We start from the raw sequence: 16,970 nt of genomic DNA, 5'->3' as shown, positions 1-16,970 counted from the left end.
CCCCGCGCGGTGACGGTCACGGCGACGCCGCCCAGCTGCAGCCGGCCGGCCCAGACCGGTGCGCCCCCGGCGGGGTCCGTGCCGTCGGGGCCGGGCGGCCGGACGTCCTCGTGGATCTCCACCGGGCAGGGCTCTCCGTCGACGGAGATCCAGCCGCGCAGCGCCCTCGTCAGCCCGGGCCCGTCGCCCTCGTCGATGTCCAACTGGTCGTAGACCCGGTCGCGTTCGTCCTCCACCGCGTCCTCCAGCTCGGGCAGCGGCAGCGCCCGGGCGGGATCGGCGGGGTCGGCGGTGCGCTGGGTGCGGACGGTGACGTGGGGGCCCTGCGGGCTCGTCCAGTCGCCGGAGCGCAGCTCGACCCAGCGGAGCCGGCCGTCGAGCACCTCGTACCCGGCCAGGCAGTCCCGGCCGGCGGGACCGCCGGCGGCGGCGTAGAACGGGAAGTCCGCGCCGGCCAGCACCCGGAGGTCGTGCTCCTCGTGCTCCCGGTGCCGCTCCTCCGGGGTGCGCGCGGGGCCGGCCGCGTCCTCGGGGTCGTGGGGCCCGCCCACGTGCCGTCTCGTCATGCTGGCCGCACCCCCGGTCCTCGCCGCGCCGTCCGCGGCGGCCGCCGGGCGCCGACCCGACCACCGCACCGCGTCCGCCCCACGATACGGGTCGGCACACCTGGCAGGCCATCAGGCCGCACGACCCGCCGACCGCCCGGGAACACCCGCCGGATGTCGGCGGCGCTGCCTACCCTGAGCGGCATGACTTCGACCACCGACTTCCCGGCCCGGATCAGCATCGTCACCCTCGGGGTCACCGACCTGGGCCGCTCCACGGCCTTCTACGAGGCACTGGGCTGGCGCCGCTCGGCGGCGTCCAGTCCGGAGATCGTCTGGTTCCGCACCGCCGACTCCGTCCTCGGCCTGTTCCCCGCGGACGAACTGGCCGCCGACGCCGGCGTCCCGGCGGCCGGCGAGCCGTCCTTCCGCGGGGTGACCCTCGCGGTGAACCTGGAGTCCACCGCGAAGGTGGACGCCGCGCTCACCACGGCCGTCGCCGCCGGCGCCACCGTGGTCAAGCCCCCGGCCGCCACCTCCTGGGGCGGCTACTCCGGCTACTTCGAGGACCCGGACGGCCACCTCTGGGAGCTGGCCCACAACCCCTTCTTCCCCTTCACCGAGGACGGCAGCCTCGACCTGCCGTAGGCCCCGCCCCGCGGATCCCGCCGGCCGCGTCCGCAGCAGGGCCCGGGTCAGCCGTTGCCCTGCTGGGACTTGGCCTTGAAGGCGGCCTTGCGGGCCTCCTTGGCGACGGCACGGTCCGTGTGCAGCTCGCCGACGGTGTCGAGGACCAGCGCCGTGTAGGGGTGCGGCACCCGCCAGAGCTCGCCGAAGTAGGAGGCCGGGTTGTCGGTCACGGGCAGGCCGGCGACCAGTTCGCGGAGCTGGCCGGCTTCGCCGCGGCCGACCAGCAGCACGGCCGAGAAGTGGTCGACGGTGCGCCAGAGGGCGACCGGCCGCTCGGCGGCGGCGACGTCGTGGCCGTGGCTGCGCAGCAGCTCCCGGGCGAGCCCGCCGAGCTCCGGGTCGTCGACGACCTCGGTCAGTGCGGTGTCGCCGGCCTCGCCGAGGTCGTCGAGCGCGGCCGCGGTGAACATCCGCCGCACCGGGCTGTGCGCGTCCAGCCCGCGGGAGGCGGCGAGCAGGTCGCGGGCACCGTCCAGCGGCTCGCGCCCGGCGAGCCAGACCTGGATCTCCCGGTCGGGCAGCACGTTCGGGGACTCGGCGAGTCCGCGCAGCAGGGCGGCGGCGTCGCCCTGGGCGAGGTCGCCGATCAGCGGGGCGTCGTAGCCGTCGGCGAGCAGCCACTCGCGGACGCCGTACTGGCCGAGCGGGGTGAGCCGGACGAGGCCGAAGCGGGCCGCGTCCTCCTCGCTGGGCTCGCCGGCGGCCTCGGCAGCGGGTGCCGCCTCCTCGCCCTCTTCCTCCTCCTCGAAGAGCTCCGGGTCGATCGGCCGGTGCTCGACCAGGCCGAGTTCGGCGAGGTCGGCGAGCATCGGGTCGAGTTCGACCATGAGGTCGGTGATCTGGCCGAGCATCTCCTCGTCCGGCTCCTCGCCCTCGGGGACGACCAGCAGCGCGGCGAGCACGCCGAGCGGCACGGTCTCCTCGCCGGGCTCGGCGAACGCGGTCAGCTCGTACAGCACCTGGAGCGCCTCGTCGAGGAGCTCGGCGGCGGCCTCGCTGGCCTCCTCGACCTCGGCGAGCGCGCTCTCCGCGGCGTCCTCGTCGTCGGCGTCCCCGGCGGCGCCCGCCCCCGCCCCCTCGCCCGGGCCCTCGCCCTCGATGTCGAGCAGGTCGGTGTCGACGGCGAGCTCGCGGACGATGCCGGCCGCGGTCAGCCACAGGTCGAGGACGGTGGACGGGTCGCCGGCCTCGGCGTCCGCGACCTCCTCCATGGGGACGGCGACGTGCTCGCCGGCCTGGGTGGTGCCGAGCTCGACCAGGTCGAGGTCGCACGCCAGCGACCAGGCCCGCAGCACCTCGATCACGGCCTCCTCGGGCACCTCGCCCTCCTCCGGGGCGAGCCCGATCAGCCGGGCGGCCGGGCCGCGGTCGTCCTCGACCAGGTCGCCGAACTCGTCCACGACCCGGTGCGGGGCGGCCCAGCGGGCCAGTGCGACCGCCCGGGCGATCAGCGGGACGGCCAGCGCGGCGGCGGCCAGCTCCGCCTCGGGGGGCAGCGCGATCGGCGGGACGAGCACCGCGGTGTCGTCGAGGTCCTCGTCGTCCTCGTCGCGGCCGCCGGCCCCGTACAGCTCGGCCAGGTCGTAGTCGGCGGGCAGCAGGCTCTCGGCGGGTGCCGCCTGCGGCCCGGCACCGGCCGAGTGGTCAGGGGTGTTGCGGCGTCGTCCGGCCATCGTTGGCGATCTCCCGTGGTGGCTGTGCTGGGCCCGGGCCGTCGCGTGTCGGCCCATCCACTCAGCGTATCGGGCGGGGCGGCCCGCCGCCGTGCCCGCGGGGCGCGCGCCGCCCGGGGTGTGACGGAGAACCGCCGGTGGAGGGGGGTCCGGACGGCCCGGCGGCCCCGATCGGGCGCGTAAACTGCTCCGGGCGCCGCGCACACCCCGCGCGGGCCCCTCGGGCAACGAAGCCCTCCTCCCTCCGCCCCTCCCACGGGCCGGAGGGTCCGTACGCTCACCGCGCCGCCCGGGCTCGTTGTCGCGGCCGCCACCCCTGGCCACGTCGTCCCCGGTGGTGCCCGGCCACAGGAGACCCCTGCCATGGCGGACCTCTCCCCCGCCGGCCCCGGCCTGCGCTCCGCGCACTTCCCCGGACGCCGACTGTCGGAGGCCCTGCTCCCCCCGGAACTCGCGCCGCGCGCGCAGCTCCGCCTCGCCTCGATCAGCCGCTGGAACGCGCTGCGCGGCATCCGCGTCGGCCTGGTGGCCGGCGCCCTGCTGCTGATGCTGGTCGGTGCCAACCTGGCCACGCCGATCTACCCGCTGCTGCAGCAGCAGCTCGGCCTGACGCCGCTGCACACCACCGTGCTGTTCACGGTGTACGTCTTCGCGGTCGTCCCGGTGCTCGCCGTGGTCGGCCACTGGTCGGACCACCTGGGCCGGCGGGCGCTGATCCTGCCGGCGGTGGCGCTGGCCGCGGTCGGCGACCTGATGTTCGCCAACGCGCACGGCTTCGGCCTGCTGGTGGCGGGCCGCGCCGTCCAGGGCGTGGCGGTCGGCCTGTCGACCGGCGCCGCCGGTGCGGCGCTCGGCGACCTGCTGCCGGACCGGCCCTCGCTGGCCGCGAAGCTGACCCTGGCCTGTTCGGCGGGCGGCGTCGCGCTCGGCCCGGTGGTCGGGGCGAGCCTCGCCACCGGCGCGCACCCGCTGCTGACCCCGTTCCTGCTGCACGCCCTGGCGCTGCTGGCACTGTGCGTGCCGCTGGCCGTCGTGCACCCGCGGATGCCCGGCCGGGTGCGCCCGCCGGCCGCGCCGCCGCGCATCACCACCCCGGCCCACCTGCGTCCGCAGCGGCTGCGGCTGCCGCGCCGCGGCCGCCGGACCTTCCTGCTGGCGGCCGGCGCCGGTTTCGTCTCGTACGCGGTGTTCGGGGTGTACCTGTCGCTGGCGCCGGCCTTCGCGGCGCGGCTGCTGCACTCGGACTCGCACCTGACCGGCGCGGTGGTGGCGGCGCTGCTGCTGGGCTCCTCGGCCGCGGCGCAGCTGCTGGTGCCGCCGACTGCGGACCGGCCGGTGATCGCCGCGGGCCTGGGCGGCCTGGCGACGGGCCTGGCCTTGGTGGTGGCCGCCGGGTACACGGGCACACCGGCGCTGCTGTTCATCGGCAGCGTGCTGGGCGGGGCCTGCCAGGGCGTGGCGTTCCGCTCGCTGTTCACCACGGCGGTCGCGGCGATGGACCCGGAGCGCCGGGGCAGTGAGCTGTCGGCGCTGTGGGTGATCGTCTACCTGGGCAGTTCGCTGCCGATCGTGGCGGTCGGCTGGCTGACCCAGCGCTACGGCCTGCTGCCCGCGGTGAGCGGATTCGCGGCCGTGGCGGCGCTGGTCTGCCTCGGGCTGGCGGGCGCGGTGCTGCTGCCGCGGGGTGCCCGCAGGCCGTAGTAGCCGTTGTTGTCGTCGTCGACGAAGGCCCGGACGCTTCCGCTGACCAGGCCGAGCACGAGGAACAGCACGACCAGCGCCTTGGCGCCGCCCGAGAGGATCAGCGGGCGGGTCGCGGAACGGGCTGCCGCCACCGGCGGCAGCCCGTCGTCGCCGAACAGCCGCTTGGGGTAGGCCGGGGTGAGCATCAGCACGTAGGCGCCGAAGCGCATCGCGTAGCGCAGCGTCGCGGCGGTCGCGCCGAACAGCGGCTCGGGCATCCGGCCGAGGATCAGCGCGATCAGCCAGACGACGAAGGCGATCGCGTACCAGCCGCTGAGCACCAGGCTCTGCACGATCGCCGCCGGGATCATCAGGATCAGGCGGAAGAACACGGCGAGCCGGTTCAGCTCGCCGGGCCGCAACTCCACCCGGACGGGGTAGTCCTCGGGCCGCCAGGCGAACGGCGGGTAGTCGTCGACCAGCAGCATGGCGGAGGCCCGCACCCGGGTGTCCCAGCCGACGAAGCCCGAGAGGTACTCCTCGATCGGCTCCGGCAGCCGGCCGAGGAACAGCGCGCCGAACCAGCCGACGATGACGGCCGGGATCGCCAGCACCCCCAGCACCCACACCACGACGAACTGCGGGATCAGCAGCAGCCAGCGCAGCAGGATCGTCCAGCGGCGTTGCGGCCCGGCCTTCGGAACGTCCAGCTCGGGGAGGAATTCCAGCGGCATGCTGCCCTGGGGGACCTGCCAACTACCCGTCGCCACGCTGTGCTCCCTGGTCTCGACCGGTGCGGACTGGGGCGTGTCTCACGGATCTTGCCGGGCCCGCGCCTCCGGGCACGCACCCGGACGCCGCAGGCTGATCCGACAAGATCCGTGAGACACGCCCCGGATGACATTCCCGGTCGGGCCGGGCCGCGACACCTGTCCGGACCCGTACGGCGCAAGGGGACGGCCGGACGGGAACGCCGCCGCCCCCGGCCCGGCGAGCGGGACGGGGGCGGCGGGTTCACCGCGCGGGCGCGGGACTCAGACGTTGAAGCCGAGGGCGCGGAGCTGGTCGCGGCCGTCGTCGGTGATCTTGTCGGGGCCCCACGGCGGCATCCAGACCCAGTTGATCCGCAGGTCCTTGACCAGGCCGTCGGTGGCGGTCTTCGCCTGGTCCTCGATGACGTCGGTCAGCGGGCAGGCCGCCGAGGTGAGCGTCATGTCGACGGTCGCCACGTCGTCCTCGTCGATGTGGATGCCGTAGATCAGGCCGAGGTTGACCACGTCGATGCCGAGCTCGGGGTCGACGACGTCCATCAGGGCCTCGTGGAGGTCCTCGACGGACACCGTACCGGCGGTGGTGAAGGCGCCGGGGGCGTCGGCCACGGGCTCGGCGGCCTGCTCGGCCGGGGTCTCGCTGTCACTCATGGGAGAGTCCGTCCGTTTCAGTCGTTGATGGCGGGCTGCTCGCCCAGGGCCTTGGCGGTGGCGTCCTTCCAGGCCATCCAGCTGAGCAGGGCGCACTTGACCCGGGCCGGGTACTTGGAGACGCCGGCGAACGCGACGGCGTCCTCCAGCACCTCCTCGTCGCCCTCGCCCTGGCCCTTGCTCTGCATCAGCTCCAGGAAGGCCTCCTGGACGGCCTGGGCCTCGCCGACGGTCTTGCCGACCACCAGGTCGTTCAGCACCGAGGCGCTGGCCTGGCTGATCGAGCAGCCCTGCGACTCGTAGCTGACGTCCGCCACGGTGGCGCCGTCGAGCTTCACCCGCAGGGTGATCTCGTCGCCGCAGGTCGGGTTGACGTGGTGCACCTCGGCGTCGCCCTCCCGCAGCCCCTTGCCGTGGGGGTTGCGGTAGTGGTCCAGGATGATCTCCTGGTACATCGAGTCGAGCTTCATCCCGTCACCTCAGCCGAAGAAGTTGCGGACGTGGTGCAGACCGTCGATCAGCGCGTCGACCTCGCCCGGCGTGGAGTACAGGTAGAACGACGCCCTGGTGGTCGCCGGAATTCCGTACCGCAGGCAGACCGGCCGGGCGCAGTGGTGGCCGACGCGCACGGCGATGCCCTGCTCGTCGAGGACCTGGCCCACGTCGTGCGGGTGGATGTCGCCGAGCGTGAAGGAGATCGCGGCACCGCGGTCCACGGCCGTGCGCGGGCCGATGATCCGCAGGTCCGGGACCTCCAGCAGGCGCTCGATCGCGTACTCGGTGATCGCGTGCTCGTGGGCGGCGATCTTCTCCATGCCGATCGCCGACAGGTAGTCGACGGCCGCGCCGAGGCCGACCGCCTGGGCGATCGGCGGGGTGCCGGCCTCGAACTTGTGCGGCGCCGGGGCGTAGGTGGACGAGCCCATGGTGACGGTCTCGATCATCTCGCCGCCGCCGAGGAACGGCGGGAGGTCCTCCAGCAGCTCCTGGCGGCCCCACAGCACGCCGATGCCGGTCGGGGCCAGCATCTTGTGGCCGGTGAAGGCGACGAAGTCGGCCTCCAGCGCCTGCACGTCCAGCACCATGTGCGGGGCGGCCTGCGAGGCGTCGATCACGACCAGCGCACCGACCGACTGGGCCTTGCGGACGATGGTCTCGACCGGGTTGAGCGTGCCCAGCAGGTTGGAGACCAGGGTGAAGGAGACCACCTTGGTCTGCTCGGTGATCAGCTCGTCGATGTTCGACAGGTCGAGCCGGCCCTCGTCGGTCAGCCCGAACCACTTCAGCTTCGCGCCGGTGCGCTGCGAGAGCAGCTGCCACGGAACGATGTTGGAGTGGTGCTCCATCTCGGTGATCACGATCTCGGCGTCCGCGTCGACGCGGTAGGGCTCGTCGGCCCAGCCGAGCATGTTGGCGACCAGGTTGAGCGACTCCGAGGCGTTCTTGGTGAAGATCACCTCGTCCCGGCTCGGCGCGTTGACGAAGGCCGCGACCTTGTCGCGGGCGCCCTCGTACAGCGCCGTGGCCTCCTCGGCCAGCACGTGCACACCGCGGTGCACGTTGGCGTTGTGCCGCTCGTAGTACGCGTTCAGCGCCTCCAGCACCTGGCGCGGCTTCTGCGAGGTGGCCGCGTTGTCCAGGTAGACCAGCGGCTTCCCGTCGTGCAGCAGGCGCTGCAGGACGGGGAAGTCCTTGCGGATCGCGTCGGTGTCGAGGAGCCCGGTCAGCGCCGAGCCGGTATGAGTCGTCGTCACTCGGAAGCGCCGCCCTTCACGTAGCTCTCGTAGCCCTCTTCCTCCAGCTTGTCGGCCAGCTCGGCACCGCCGGACTCGACGATGCGGCCGCCCGCGAAGACGTGGACGTGGTCGGGCTTGATGTACCGCAGGATGCGGGTGTAGTGGGTGACCAGCAGGGTGCCGACCTCGCCGGTCGAGCGGACCCGGTTGATGCCCTCGGAGACGACGCGCAGCGCGTCGACGTCCAGGCCGGAGTCGGTCTCGTCGAGGATCGCGATCTTCGGCTTGAGGAGCTCCAGCTGGAGGATCTCGTGGCGCTTCTTCTCGCCGCCGGAGAAGCCCTCGTTGACGTTGCGCTCGGCGAAGGCCGGGTCCATCTGGAGCGCGGCCATGGCCTCCTTGACCTCCTTCACCCAGGTGCGCAGCTTGGGGGCCTCGCCGCGGATCGCGGTGGCGGCGGTGCGCAGGAAGTTGGAGACCGAGACGCCGGGGACCTCGACCGGGTACTGCATGGCCAGGAAGACGCCCGCGCGGGCCCGCTCGTCGACGGACATCGCCAGCACGTCCTCGCCGTCCAGCAGCACCGAGCCGCCGGTCACGGTGTACTTCGGGTGCCCGGCCAGCGAGTAGGCGAGGGTGGACTTGCCGGAGCCGTTGGGGCCCATGATGGCGTGGGTCTCGCCCTGCTTCACGGTCAGGTCGACGCCGCGGAGGATCTCGCGCGGGCCGCTCTCGGCCTCGACGGAGACGTGCAGGTCGCGGATTTCAAGCGTTGCCATGGGGCTCAGGACTCCTGGTTGACGGAGACGAGCACGTCGTCCCCTTCGATCTTTACGGGGTAGACGGCGACCGGCTTGGTGGCGGGCAGCCCGGACGGCTTGCCGGTGCGCAGGTCGAAGCTCGATCCGTGCAGCCAGCACTCGATCATGCAGTCCTCGACCTCGCCCTCGGACAGCGAGACGTTGGCGTGCGAGCAGGTGTCGTTGACGGCGAACACGCCCTCGTCGGTGCGGACCACCGACACCGCGACACCGTTGAGCTCGACCCGGCGGGGGACGTCCTCGGCCAGGTCGCTCAGCGCACACGCACGGAGGAAGCTCATGCGACCGTCGCTTCCAGCTCGGCCTCGATCTTCTCCATCAGGTGGTCCTGGATCTCGGCGACGCCGATCTGCTGGACGAGCTCGGCGAAGAAGCCGCGGACCACCAGGCGGCGGGCCTCCTCGGCCGGGATGCCGCGGGCCTGCAGGTAGAACAGCTGCTCGTCGTCGAAGCGGCCGGTCGCGGAGGCGTGGCCGGCGCCGACGATCTCGCCGGTCTCGATCTCCAGGTTCGGGATCGAGTCGACCCGGGCGCCGTCGGTGAGCACCAGGTTGCGGTTGTGCTCGTAGGTGTCGGTGCCCACGGCGGCGGCGCGGATCAGCACGTCGCCGACCCAGACCGCGTGCGCGTCCTGGCCCTGCAGGGCGCCCTTGTAGACCACGTTGGACCGGCAGTGCGGGGTGTCGTGGTCGATGACCAGGCGGTGCTCCAGGTGCTGGCCGGCGTCGGCGAAGTACAGGCCGAAGAGCTCGGCCTCGCCGCCCGGGGCCGCGTAGACCACCCGCGGGTGGATGCGGACCAGGTCGCCGCCGAAGGTGACCGCGACGGACTTGAAGGTGGCGTCGCGGCCGACCAGGGCGGTGTGCTGGGCGGCGTACACCGCGTCGCGCTCCCAGTCCTGGACGGAGACGAAGGTCAGCTTGGCGCCCTCGCCGACGAGCAGCTCGACGTTGGCGGCGCGGGTGCCGGTGCCGGTGTGGTTGATCACCACGACGGCCTCGGCGAACGGCTTGACGTCGACGACCACGTGGGCGAAGCGGACGCCGCCCTCGCCGTGCACGTCGATCTTCACCGGCTCGGTGAGCACCTGCTCCTTGGGAACGGTCACCACCAGGGCCTGCTCGAAGGCGCTGAACGCCTGGGCGGCGACCCGGTCGACCGGCTTGCCGGCGGTGCCCAGGCGGGCGTCGTCGCGGCCGACGGTCTCGGCGGTGACGCCGTCCGGCAGGGCCAGCTCCAGCTTGTCCTGGCCGGTGGCGCCCTCGGCGGCGGTGCCGTCGTGCAGGCCGTTCAGGCGGTGCAGCGGGGTGAACCGCCAGTCCTCCTCGCGGCCGTGCGGCACGGGGAAGTCGTTCACGTCGTAGGACGGCTTGACCGCGACGCGGGCGTCGATCGGCTGCTGCACGGCGGTGCTGCGGCCGGTGCCGGGGCCGGCCAGCTGCGCGCCGGCGCCGGCGGTGCCGACCTCGATCGAACCGGCGGTGGTGGCACCGCTAGGGGTGTTGACGTCAGCCATGGCTGTCGTAGTGCTCTCTTCCTGGGGAACGGGACGGACGGGGCGGCGGGGCGTCAGCCGACCGCTCCCTCCATCTGCAGCTCGATCAGCCGGTTGAGCTCCAGCGCGTACTCCATCGGCAGCTCGCGCGCGATCGGCTCGACGAAGCCGCGGACGATCATCGCCATCGCCTCGGTCTCGCCCAGGCCGCGGCTCATCAGGTAGAAGAGCTGGTCCTCGCTGACCTTGGAGACCGTCGCCTCGTGGCCCATGGAGACGTCGTCCTCGCGGACGTCGACGTAGGGGTACGTGTCGGAGCGGGAGATGGTGTCGACCAGCAGCGCGTCGCAGAGCACGTTGGACTTGGCGCCGTGCGAGCCCTCGCCGATCTCGATCAGGCCACGGTACGAGGTGCGGCCGCCGCCGCGGGCCACCGACTTGGAGACGATGGACGACGAGGTGTTCGGCGCCATGTGCACCATCTTGGCGCCGGCGTCCTGGTGCTGGCCCTCGCCGGCGAAGGCGATGGACAGCGTCTCGCCCTTGGCGTGCTCGCCCATCAGGTAGACGGCCGGGTACTTCATGGTGACCTTGGAGCCGATGTTGCCGTCGACCCACTCCATGGTCGCGCCCTCGTACGCCACGGCGCGCTTGGTGACCAGGTTGTAGACGTTGTTCGACCAGTTCTGGATGGTCGTGTAGCGGCAGCGGCCGCCCTTCTTGACGATGATCTCGACGACCGCGGAGTGCAGCGAGTCCGAGGAGTAGATCGGCGCGGTGCAGCCCTCGACGTAGTGGACGTAGGCGTCCTCGTCGACGATGATCAGCGTCCGCTCGAACTGGCCCATGTTCTCGGTGTTGATCCGGAAGTAGGCCTGCAGCGGGATGTCGACGTGCACGCCCTTCGGCACGTAGATGAACGAGCCGCCGGACCACACCGCCGTGTTCAGCGAAGCGAACTTGTTGTCACCCACGGGGATGACGGTGCCGAAGTACTCCTTGAAGAGCTCCGGGTGCTCGCGCAGCGCGGTGTCGGTGTCCAGGAAGATGACGCCCTGCTGCTCCAGGTCCTCGCGGATCTGGTGGTACACGACCTCGGACTCGTACTGCGCCGCGACACCGGCGACCAGGCGCTGCTTCTCCGCCTCCGGGATGCCGAGCTTGTCGTACGTCGCCTTGATGTCGGCGGGCAGGTCCTCCCAGGACTCGGCCTGCTTCTCGGTCGAGCGCACGAAGTACTTGATGTTGTCGAAGTCGATGCCCGACAGGTCGGAGCCCCAGGTCGGCATGGGCTTCTTGCCGAAGAGCTTCAGGCCCTTGAGACGCAGGTTGAGCATCCACTCGGACTCGTTCTTCTTCGCCGAGATGTCGCGCACGACCTCCTCGCTGAGACCGCGCTTGGCGACCGCGCCGGCCTCGTCGGAGTCGGCCCAGCCGTACTCGTAGGTGCCCAGGCCCTCGAGCTCGGGGTGTGCGATGTCAGTCATGCGAATTTCCTCCGCGCGGACGAGCCGTTTCATTGGGGGACGTACCGGCAGTCGGCACGGCACCGGGCGCCCGCTCGGCGGACGACGGTGCGGCACCGGATGCCGGCACATAGGTGGTGCAGACCCCGTCGCCGTGGGCGATCGTGGCCAGCCGTTGCACATGGGTGCCCAGGAGCTGCGAGAAGACCTCGGTCTCGGCCTCGCAGAGCTGCGGGAACTGCTCGGCGATGTGCGCGACCGGGCAGTGGTGCTGGCAGAGCTGGGCGCCCGCCGGGGCCTTCGCGGCCGCGGCGGAGGGCACACGCCGCACCGTGGCAGCGTACCCGTCGGCGCTCAGCGCCTCGGCCAGCGCCTCGGCGCGGTGGCCGGCCGCCGCCTGCTCCACGCTGCTCAGGTACTTCTGGCCCTGCTTGGCGAAGCGGGCCCGGGCGAAGGCGGCGACCGCCTCCTCGCCCGCCTTGCCGCCGCCCACCGACTCCGAGATCCAGCGCAGGGCGTCGGCGGCGATCTGGTCGTACGCCTGGTAGAAGGCGTCCCGGCCGGACTCGGTGAGGGCGAACACCTTCGCCGGGCGGCCGCGGCCGCGACTGCCGTAGACCCGCTGCTCACGGGACTCGACCAGGCCGGCGGCGGCCAGCGAGTCGAGGTGGCGGCGGACGGCGGCGGCGGTCAGGCCGAGGCGGTTGGCCAGGTCGGCGGCGGAGGACGGGCCGTGGTCGAGGATCGAGCGGGCGACCCGGTCCCGGGTCGCCCGATGGCCCTCCAGCAGGACCTCCGTCGCCGTCGCGGGCACGGCGCAGCCGGGGGCCGTCTCGGCCGCCCCGTCCTGTGCCAGGTGCTCGCGCATGTTTTTCACAACACCATTGTTGCGTAATTCGTTCCGGGGGAACAAGCCGTGATCCACGCCTCAGCGGTGTCCTCAATCACGCAGGTAAGGCTTACCTGACCTGCGTGGGCGGGGTCGGCGGCCCGGTGTCCGGGGCCGGGCCGGCCGCCTCTTACACTCGCCGGTATGCGACTCGAACCCGCCGTAGAGGTGGCCGGGCTGGTCAAACGGTACGGCGAGAAGACGGCCGTGGACGGCCTCGACCTCACCATCGCCCGCGGCACCGTCACCGCCGTGCTCGGCCCCAACGGCGCCGGCAAGACCACCACGATCGAGATCTGCGAGGGCTACCGCCGTGCCGACGCGGGCACCGTCCGGGTGCTCGGCCTCGACCCGGTCGCCGACGGCGCCGCCCTGCGCCCGCGGATCGGCGTGATGCTGCAGGCCGGCGGCGTCTACCCGGGCGCCCGCGCCGTCGAGATGCTCCGGCACACCGCCAAGCTGTACGCCGACCCGCTGGACGTGGACGCCCTGGTCGAGCGCCTCGGCCTCGGCTCCTGCGGCCGCACCGCCTACCGCCGGCTCTCCGGCGGCCAGCAGCAGCGGCTCGCCCTCGCCATGGCCGTGGTCGGCCGCCCCGAACTGGTCTTCCTGGACGAGCCCACCGCCGGCCTGGACCCGCAGGCCCGCCGCGCCACCTGGGAGCTGGTCCGCGAGCTGCGGGCCGACGGCGTCACCGTGGTGGTCACCACCCACCACATGGACGAGGCCGAGGAGCTCGCCGACGAGGTCGCCATCGTCGACCACGGCAGGGTCGTCGCCACCGGCACTCCCGAGGAGCTCTGCCGGGCCGAGGCCGGGGTGCGCTTCGGCGCGCCCGGCGGGCTCGACCTGGCCGGCCTGCGGGCCGTGCTGCCGGCCGGCGCGGTGGCCGTCGAGCACGCCCCCGGCGCGTACCGGGTGGACGCCCCGGTCGACCCGAAGCTGCTCGCCGCCGTCACCGCCTGGTGCGCGGAGGCCGGCGTGATGCCGGAGGGGCTGGCCGTCGGGCGGCGCAGCCTGGAGGACGTCTTCCTGGAACTCACCGGACGGGAGCTGCGCTCGTGACCGACCACTCGCCGCGGCCGGGCGCCGCCCCGGTCGGCCGGATGCTGCTGGCGCAGACCGCGCTGGAGACCCGGATGCTGCTGCGCAACGGCGAGCAGCTGCTGCTGACGGTGATCATCCCGACCGTGCTGCTGGTCCTGTTCAGCGCGGTGGACATCGTCGCCGCGGACGGCCCCGGCAAGCGGGTCGACTTCCTGGCACCGGGCCTGCTGGCGCTCGCGGTGATGTCCACCGCCTTCACCGGTCAGGCGATCGCCACCGGCTTCGAGCGGCGCTACGGCGTGCTGAAGCGGCTCGGCGCGACGCCGCTGCCGCGCTGGGCGCTGCTCACCGCGAAAACCGGCTGCGTGCTGGTGACCGAGGTGCTGCAGGTGGCGCTGCTGACGGTGATCGCGCTGGCGCTGGGCTGGTCGCCGCAGGGCAGCCCGCTCGCCGTCGCCGGGCTGCTGGTGCTCGGCACCGCCGCCTTCTCGGGCCTGGGCCTGCTGATGGCCGGCACGCTGAAGGCCGAGGCCACCCTGGCCGGCGCGAACCTGGTCTTCGTCCTGCTGCTGCTGGTCGGCGGCGTGGTGGTGCCGCTGTCGCGCTTCCCGGAGGCCGTCCGCCCGGTGCTGGAGCTGCTTCCGATCAGCGCGCTCTCGGACGGGCTGCGCTCGGTGCTGCAGTACGGCGCCGGGGTGCCCTGGTCGGACCTCGGGGTGCTGGCCGTCTGGTCGGTGCTGGGGCTGGCCGCGGCGGCGCGGTTCTTCCGCTGGGAGTGAGTCCCGGCGCGGCGGTGCCCCCGTACCCCTCGGGTGCGGGGGCACCGCCGCGTCCGGGGCCGGTCAGGCGCGGCGCCGGCGCACCGCGAGGACGATGCCGCCGCCTGCGGCGAGCACCAGGGCGCCGCCGATCGCCAGCGGGATCACGCCGTCGGCGCCGGTGAAGGCGAGGCCTCCGGTGGTGGAGCCGGTCGTGGCGGGCGGGGTCGCCGGGACGGAGCCGGAGGGCGTCGGGGACGGGCTGCCGCCGGTGGTGCCCGTCGTGCCGGTGGTGCCGGTGGTGCCGGTGGTGCCGGTGGTGGTCGTGCCGCCCGTGGTGCCGGTCGTGCCGGTGGAGCCGCCGGTGGTGGCGGGCGGGGTGGAGCCGGAGGGTGTGGGCTTCGGGGTGTCGGTGCCCGGCAGGCAGCCCTCGAACGGGTAGTGGTGGGTCTCGGCCCCGCCGCTGCCCTTGAGCGACTTGGCGATCACCGAGCCGTTGACCGGGCCGCCGGAGCCGAGGTCGACGTGGGCGTCGGGCGCGAGCACGCTGCCGGGCCAGGCGTTGCCGCTGTTCTTGACGACCTTCGTGGCGGTCGGGAAGTTCCAGAGCAGGCGGGCCCGGACGGCGCCGCCGGAGGCGGACTGCGTCTTGTCGTCCAGGACGTACCTCCCGGCGGCCGCGTCCCACAGGAAGAAGCCGCTGGTGTGCGCCGCCGCCTGGTCGTAGCCGTCTCCGGTGACGCTGACCACGGTGACCGCGCCGGCCGGCACGTGCAGGTAGACCTCCTTGGCGCCCTGGAGCTGCGCGGCCGTCACGACGAAGGCGTTGAGGCCGGCGTCGGTGCCGGTGAGGGTCAGGGTGCCGCCGGCGGCCTTGATCGCGGTGCCGGGGGTGGTCAGCTTCGCCAGGTCGGCGGAGGCCGCGCGCAGCTTCGCGAACTCGGCGGCGAAGTCGATCGGCGAGGCGCCGTGCACCACCTTGCCGTGGTGGGCCTCGGCGGTGCCGGCGAGGGTGCCGCCGTACACGCCGTTGCCCTTCATGACCTGGACGCTGCCCCTGATGCCGCCGGCCACGACCAGGGCGTTGCCGCCGGGCAGGGCGGCGACCTGGGCGTCCGTCAGCTCGTTGCCGACCGAGAAGCCGCCGCGGAAGTCGGCGTTGCCGCCGACCGCGACCGCGCCCTCGGCGTCCGGCGAGTGGGTGTCGTCGCCCTCGACGAACTCGCCGTAGAGGGTGGCCGCGCCGAGGCTCCGGCAGGTGCTGCCGGCCGGGGCGGCGTGCGCGGCCGGGACGGCGAGGGCACCGAGGGCGAGGGATCCGCCGAGCGCGAGGACGGCGGCGGGTCGGGATATGCGCATGGGAAGGGGGGCTCCGCGGAGAGAGTGGGAGTGATCACTGCGCACTCTCCCGACCCACCGGGACATTGGTCAAGACCAATAGGCGGAGTGTCCCCGATTGCCCGCTTTACCACGCGCGGCGCCGGATGCCCGGAACCGCGCACGCCCGCGCCCCCTCCGAGGCGGTCCGGTCCGCACCGAAGGCGCGCGCCGCACGTCTCGATCCGGTCACAAGCTCACCGCATATCTCCCCACATCGGACATTGACACTGATTCAGGTCGACCGGGTGCACTACGGTCTGGCTCGGCGGTTCTGCCTGCCCGTCTGACCCTGGAAGGCCCCGGATCCCGATGTCGATCTCCCAACCCCGGACCGACGACCGGAGCGGCATACCCGCCGAAGCCGAACCGGCGCCGGTCTTCGTGGACGAGTCCGGGACCCGCGGCCGCCGTCTGCGACACCTGGGCTGGCTGGTCGGCGGCAGCGGCCTGCTCTTCGCCATGGCCATGGTGGTCAGCCTCTTCGGTGCGGTCGCCCAGGCCCCTCCGCTGGAGCTGCCCGACTCGCTCGCCTCGTCCACCGCCGTGCCGAGTCCGCAGCCCCAGCCCTCCGTGACCGCCGCCCCCTCGCCCACCGCGTCCGGCAAGGCCGCGCAGGTCGGCCACGCCGGCGCGTCCGGCAAGCCGAGCGCCTCCGCGTCCAAGTCCGGCACCGCCAAGGCCACCGCCTCACACCCGGCCGGCACCAAGACCTCCGCCAAGCCCGGTACCGCGACGAAGACCGGCACCACCACCAGGACCGGCACGACCGGCGTCACCGCGACCACCGGCTCCGTCGGCCACTGAGCCGGCGCAGCGCCGTCCGTCGCCCCCGTACCGGCCCACCAGGAAAGCCCTTGTCCCGCAGTCACCACCGTCGGCAGTCGGTCCACCGCTCCTGCCGCCCCGCCGCCCCGCCGCCGGGTCTCCCCCTGCCGGCGACCCCCGCGGTCCGCCCGCTCGGCCCGACGGTGCTCGGCGGCACGGCGACCGGCGAGGTGTTCCACGCCGGGCCGGTCAGCCACCGGACCCCCGGCCGCGCCCTCGTGCTCGGCTCCGACGGAGGCCACGGGACCGGCCTGCGCACCTTCACCCACCCCGACCTCGCGCTGCAGTCCACGGCGCCGCGAACCGGCGAGGTCTCCGCCCCGATCGTGGAGGTCTGACCGTGTCCGAGCCGACCGAGCCCGCCGACAGCTTCTTCACCCCGCGCAAGCGCCCCCAGCCGCAGCCCGCCGAGGGCACCGACCGCCCGACCGCGCAGGGTCGGCCGGGTGCGCCGTCGGGGCCCCCGCCCGGCGCCCCCCGCGACCCCGCTGCGGGCCGCGGCCCCGGTCCGGCCGGCCGTCCCGGCACGCCGCGCCCGGAC

Annotated in this window: 18 protein-coding genes and 1 pseudogene; 7 read left to right on the top strand and 12 right to left on the bottom strand. The window is 73.6% G+C overall.

The genetic code is table 11. From position 1 onward, the window contains the following. On the bottom strand, positions 1 to 566 hold a 566-nt coding region (locus ABZ641_RS11035), incomplete at its 3' end, for a hypothetical protein (protein ID WP_359980870.1). Positions 567 to 749: 183 nt separating this feature from the next. Here ABZ641_RS11035 and ABZ641_RS11030 point away from each other — a divergent pair. After that, positions 750 to 1,193 carry a VOC family protein gene (locus tag ABZ641_RS11030; protein ID WP_359980868.1) on the top strand — a complete coding sequence of 148 codons (444 nt, stop codon included), beginning with the start codon at positions 750 to 752 and terminating at the stop codon, positions 1,191 to 1,193. A 47-nt stretch (positions 1,194 to 1,240) separates the two neighbouring features. Here the strand turns inward: ABZ641_RS11030 and ABZ641_RS11025 are convergent, their stop codons facing one another. Beyond that, a complete protein-coding gene (locus ABZ641_RS11025) occupies positions 1,241 to 2,908 on the bottom strand; it encodes a hypothetical protein (RefSeq protein WP_344622007.1) in 1,668 nt (555 codons plus the stop codon). A 363-nt stretch (positions 2,909 to 3,271) separates the two neighbouring features. On the opposite strand from ABZ641_RS11025, the gene ABZ641_RS11020 reads away from it, so the two are divergent. Next, entirely contained in the window at positions 3,272 to 4,609 is a 1,338-nt protein-coding gene (locus ABZ641_RS11020) for an MFS transporter (RefSeq protein WP_344622008.1), read from the top strand. Here the strand turns inward: ABZ641_RS11020 and ABZ641_RS11015 are convergent. The 9 genes from ABZ641_RS11015 to ABZ641_RS10975 form a co-directional block, all read right to left on the bottom strand. After that, positions 4,504 to 5,325, bottom strand: a complete 822-nt coding sequence (locus tag ABZ641_RS11015) for a DUF4389 domain-containing protein (RefSeq protein ID WP_344622045.1) — start codon at positions 5,323 to 5,325, stop codon at positions 4,504 to 4,506. The two genes, ABZ641_RS11020 and ABZ641_RS11015, sit on opposite strands and share 106 nt — an antisense overlap. Before the next feature lie 300 nt (positions 5,326 to 5,625). Next, positions 5,626 to 6,012: a metal-sulfur cluster assembly factor gene (locus tag ABZ641_RS11010; protein ID WP_344628243.1), complete on the bottom strand. Its 387-nt coding sequence runs from the start codon at positions 6,010 to 6,012 to the stop codon at positions 5,626 to 5,628. A gap of 17 nt (positions 6,013 to 6,029) precedes the next feature. Next, positions 6,030 to 6,482, bottom strand: coding sequence for a Fe-S cluster assembly sulfur transfer protein SufU (sufU, locus tag ABZ641_RS11005; RefSeq protein WP_359980863.1), 453 nt, complete (start codon positions 6,480 to 6,482; stop codon positions 6,030 to 6,032). 9 nt (positions 6,483 to 6,491) lie between these two features. After that, positions 6,492 to 7,766 (bottom strand): cysteine desulfurase, encoded by a 1,275-nt coding sequence (locus ABZ641_RS11000; RefSeq protein ID WP_344628245.1) that lies wholly within the window; start codon positions 7,764 to 7,766, stop codon positions 6,492 to 6,494. Continuing rightward, complete coding sequence (gene sufC, locus ABZ641_RS10995; RefSeq protein ID WP_359980859.1) at positions 7,763 to 8,527, bottom strand: Fe-S cluster assembly ATPase SufC; 765 nt, start codon at positions 8,525 to 8,527, stop codon at positions 7,763 to 7,765. The genes ABZ641_RS11000 and sufC overlap by 4 nt, the downstream gene beginning before the upstream one ends. Positions 8,528 to 8,532: 5 nt before the next feature. Then, positions 8,533 to 8,850, bottom strand: a complete 318-nt coding sequence (locus tag ABZ641_RS10990; RefSeq protein ID WP_344628247.1) for a bifunctional 3-phenylpropionate/cinnamic acid dioxygenase ferredoxin subunit — start codon at positions 8,848 to 8,850, stop codon at positions 8,533 to 8,535. Then, positions 8,847 to 10,085, bottom strand: a complete 1,239-nt coding sequence (sufD, locus tag ABZ641_RS10985) for a Fe-S cluster assembly protein SufD (RefSeq protein ID WP_344628248.1) — start codon at positions 10,083 to 10,085, stop codon at positions 8,847 to 8,849. The genes ABZ641_RS10990 and sufD overlap by 4 nt, the downstream gene beginning before the upstream one ends. A 53-nt stretch (positions 10,086 to 10,138) precedes the next feature. Beyond that, positions 10,139 to 11,551 carry a Fe-S cluster assembly protein SufB gene (gene sufB, locus ABZ641_RS10980; protein WP_344628249.1) on the bottom strand — a complete coding sequence of 471 codons (1,413 nt, stop codon included), beginning with the start codon at positions 11,549 to 11,551 and terminating at the stop codon, positions 10,139 to 10,141. Then, positions 11,544 to 12,398 (bottom strand): helix-turn-helix domain-containing protein, encoded by an 855-nt coding sequence (locus tag ABZ641_RS10975; protein WP_344628250.1) that lies wholly within the window; start codon positions 12,396 to 12,398, stop codon positions 11,544 to 11,546. The genes sufB and ABZ641_RS10975 overlap by 8 nt, the downstream gene beginning before the upstream one ends. A gap of 165 nt (positions 12,399 to 12,563) precedes the next feature. Between ABZ641_RS10975 and ABZ641_RS10970 the strand changes: the two genes are divergently transcribed. Both ABZ641_RS10970 and ABZ641_RS10965 read left to right on the top strand, forming a co-directional pair. Beyond that, the gene (locus ABZ641_RS10970) at positions 12,564 to 13,484 is read left to right on the top strand and encodes an ABC transporter ATP-binding protein (RefSeq protein WP_344628251.1); all 921 of its coding nucleotides are present in this window, start codon (positions 12,564 to 12,566) and stop codon (positions 13,482 to 13,484) included. A gap of 41 nt (positions 13,485 to 13,525) precedes the next feature. Then, positions 13,526 to 14,245 carry an ABC transporter permease gene (locus tag ABZ641_RS10965; protein ID WP_359980872.1) on the top strand — a complete coding sequence of 240 codons (720 nt, stop codon included), beginning with the start codon at positions 13,526 to 13,528 and terminating at the stop codon, positions 14,243 to 14,245. 63 nt (positions 14,246 to 14,308) lie between these two features. Here ABZ641_RS10965 and ABZ641_RS10960 read toward each other — a convergent pair whose 3' ends face one another. After that, positions 14,309 to 15,583, bottom strand: coding sequence for a choice-of-anchor A family protein (locus ABZ641_RS10960; protein WP_359980855.1), 1,275 nt, complete (start codon positions 15,581 to 15,583; stop codon positions 14,309 to 14,311). A gap of 330 nt (positions 15,584 to 15,913) precedes the next feature. Here ABZ641_RS10960 and ABZ641_RS10955 point away from each other — a divergent pair, with 330 nt between their 5' ends. The 3 genes and pseudogenes from ABZ641_RS10955 to ABZ641_RS10945 all read left to right on the top strand — a co-directional run. Beyond that, positions 15,914 to 16,408, top strand: coding sequence for a hypothetical protein (locus ABZ641_RS10955; RefSeq protein WP_344628253.1), 495 nt, complete (start codon positions 15,914 to 15,916; stop codon positions 16,406 to 16,408). Positions 16,409 to 16,458: 50 nt separating this feature from the next. Beyond that, on the top strand, positions 16,459 to 16,767 hold the full coding sequence (locus ABZ641_RS10950; RefSeq protein ID WP_344628254.1) for a hypothetical protein: 309 nt from the start codon (positions 16,459 to 16,461) through the stop codon (positions 16,765 to 16,767). 2 nt (positions 16,768 to 16,769) lie between these two features. Next, a pseudogene (locus ABZ641_RS10945) lies at positions 16,770 to 16,970 on the top strand (hypothetical protein); the annotation flags it as partial.

Source organism: Kitasatospora sp. NPDC007106, from assembly GCF_040634455.1.
In the GTDB taxonomy this organism is placed as follows: domain Bacteria; phylum Actinomycetota; class Actinomycetes; order Streptomycetales; family Streptomycetaceae; genus Kitasatospora; species Kitasatospora arboriphila.
Note: the sequence above shows the minus strand (reverse complement) of the source record. Positions and strands in the feature narration are given on the sequence as shown.

What these genes read in the sequence shown, in the direction of transcription:
- ABZ641_RS11030 (WP_359980868.1), top strand. Translation starts at nt 750, where the DNA reads ATGACTTCGACCACCGACTTCCCGGCCCGGATCAGCATCGTCACCCTC.
- ABZ641_RS11025 (WP_344622007.1), bottom strand. Translation starts at nt 2,908, where the DNA reads ATGGCCGGACGACGCCGCAACACCCCTGACCACTCGGCCGGTGCCGGG.
- ABZ641_RS11020 (WP_344622008.1), top strand. Translation starts at nt 3,272, where the DNA reads ATGGCGGACCTCTCCCCCGCCGGCCCCGGCCTGCGCTCCGCGCACTTC.
- ABZ641_RS11015 (WP_344622045.1), bottom strand. Translation starts at nt 5,325, where the DNA reads ATGCCGCTGGAATTCCTCCCCGAGCTGGACGTTCCGAAGGCCGGGCCG.
- ABZ641_RS11010 (WP_344628243.1), bottom strand. Translation starts at nt 6,012, where the DNA reads ATGAGTGACAGCGAGACCCCGGCCGAGCAGGCCGCCGAGCCCGTGGCC.
- sufU (WP_359980863.1), bottom strand. Translation starts at nt 6,482, where the DNA reads ATGAAGCTCGACTCGATGTACCAGGAGATCATCCTGGACCACTACCGC.
- sufC (WP_359980859.1), bottom strand. Translation starts at nt 8,527, where the DNA reads ATGGCAACGCTTGAAATCCGCGACCTGCACGTCTCCGTCGAGGCCGAG.
- ABZ641_RS10990 (WP_344628247.1), bottom strand. Translation starts at nt 8,850, where the DNA reads ATGAGCTTCCTCCGTGCGTGTGCGCTGAGCGACCTGGCCGAGGACGTC.
- sufD (WP_344628248.1), bottom strand. Translation starts at nt 10,085, where the DNA reads ATGGCTGACGTCAACACCCCTAGCGGTGCCACCACCGCCGGTTCGATC.
- sufB (WP_344628249.1), bottom strand. Translation starts at nt 11,551, where the DNA reads ATGACTGACATCGCACACCCCGAGCTCGAGGGCCTGGGCACCTACGAG.
- ABZ641_RS10975 (WP_344628250.1), bottom strand. Translation starts at nt 12,398, where the DNA reads ATGCGCGAGCACCTGGCACAGGACGGGGCGGCCGAGACGGCCCCCGGC.
- ABZ641_RS10970 (WP_344628251.1), top strand. Translation starts at nt 12,564, where the DNA reads ATGCGACTCGAACCCGCCGTAGAGGTGGCCGGGCTGGTCAAACGGTAC.
- ABZ641_RS10965 (WP_359980872.1), top strand. Translation starts at nt 13,526, where the DNA reads ATGCTGCTGGCGCAGACCGCGCTGGAGACCCGGATGCTGCTGCGCAAC.
- ABZ641_RS10960 (WP_359980855.1), bottom strand. Translation starts at nt 15,583, where the DNA reads ATGCGCATATCCCGACCCGCCGCCGTCCTCGCGCTCGGCGGATCCCTC.
- ABZ641_RS10955 (WP_344628253.1), top strand. Translation starts at nt 15,914, where the DNA reads ATGTCGATCTCCCAACCCCGGACCGACGACCGGAGCGGCATACCCGCC.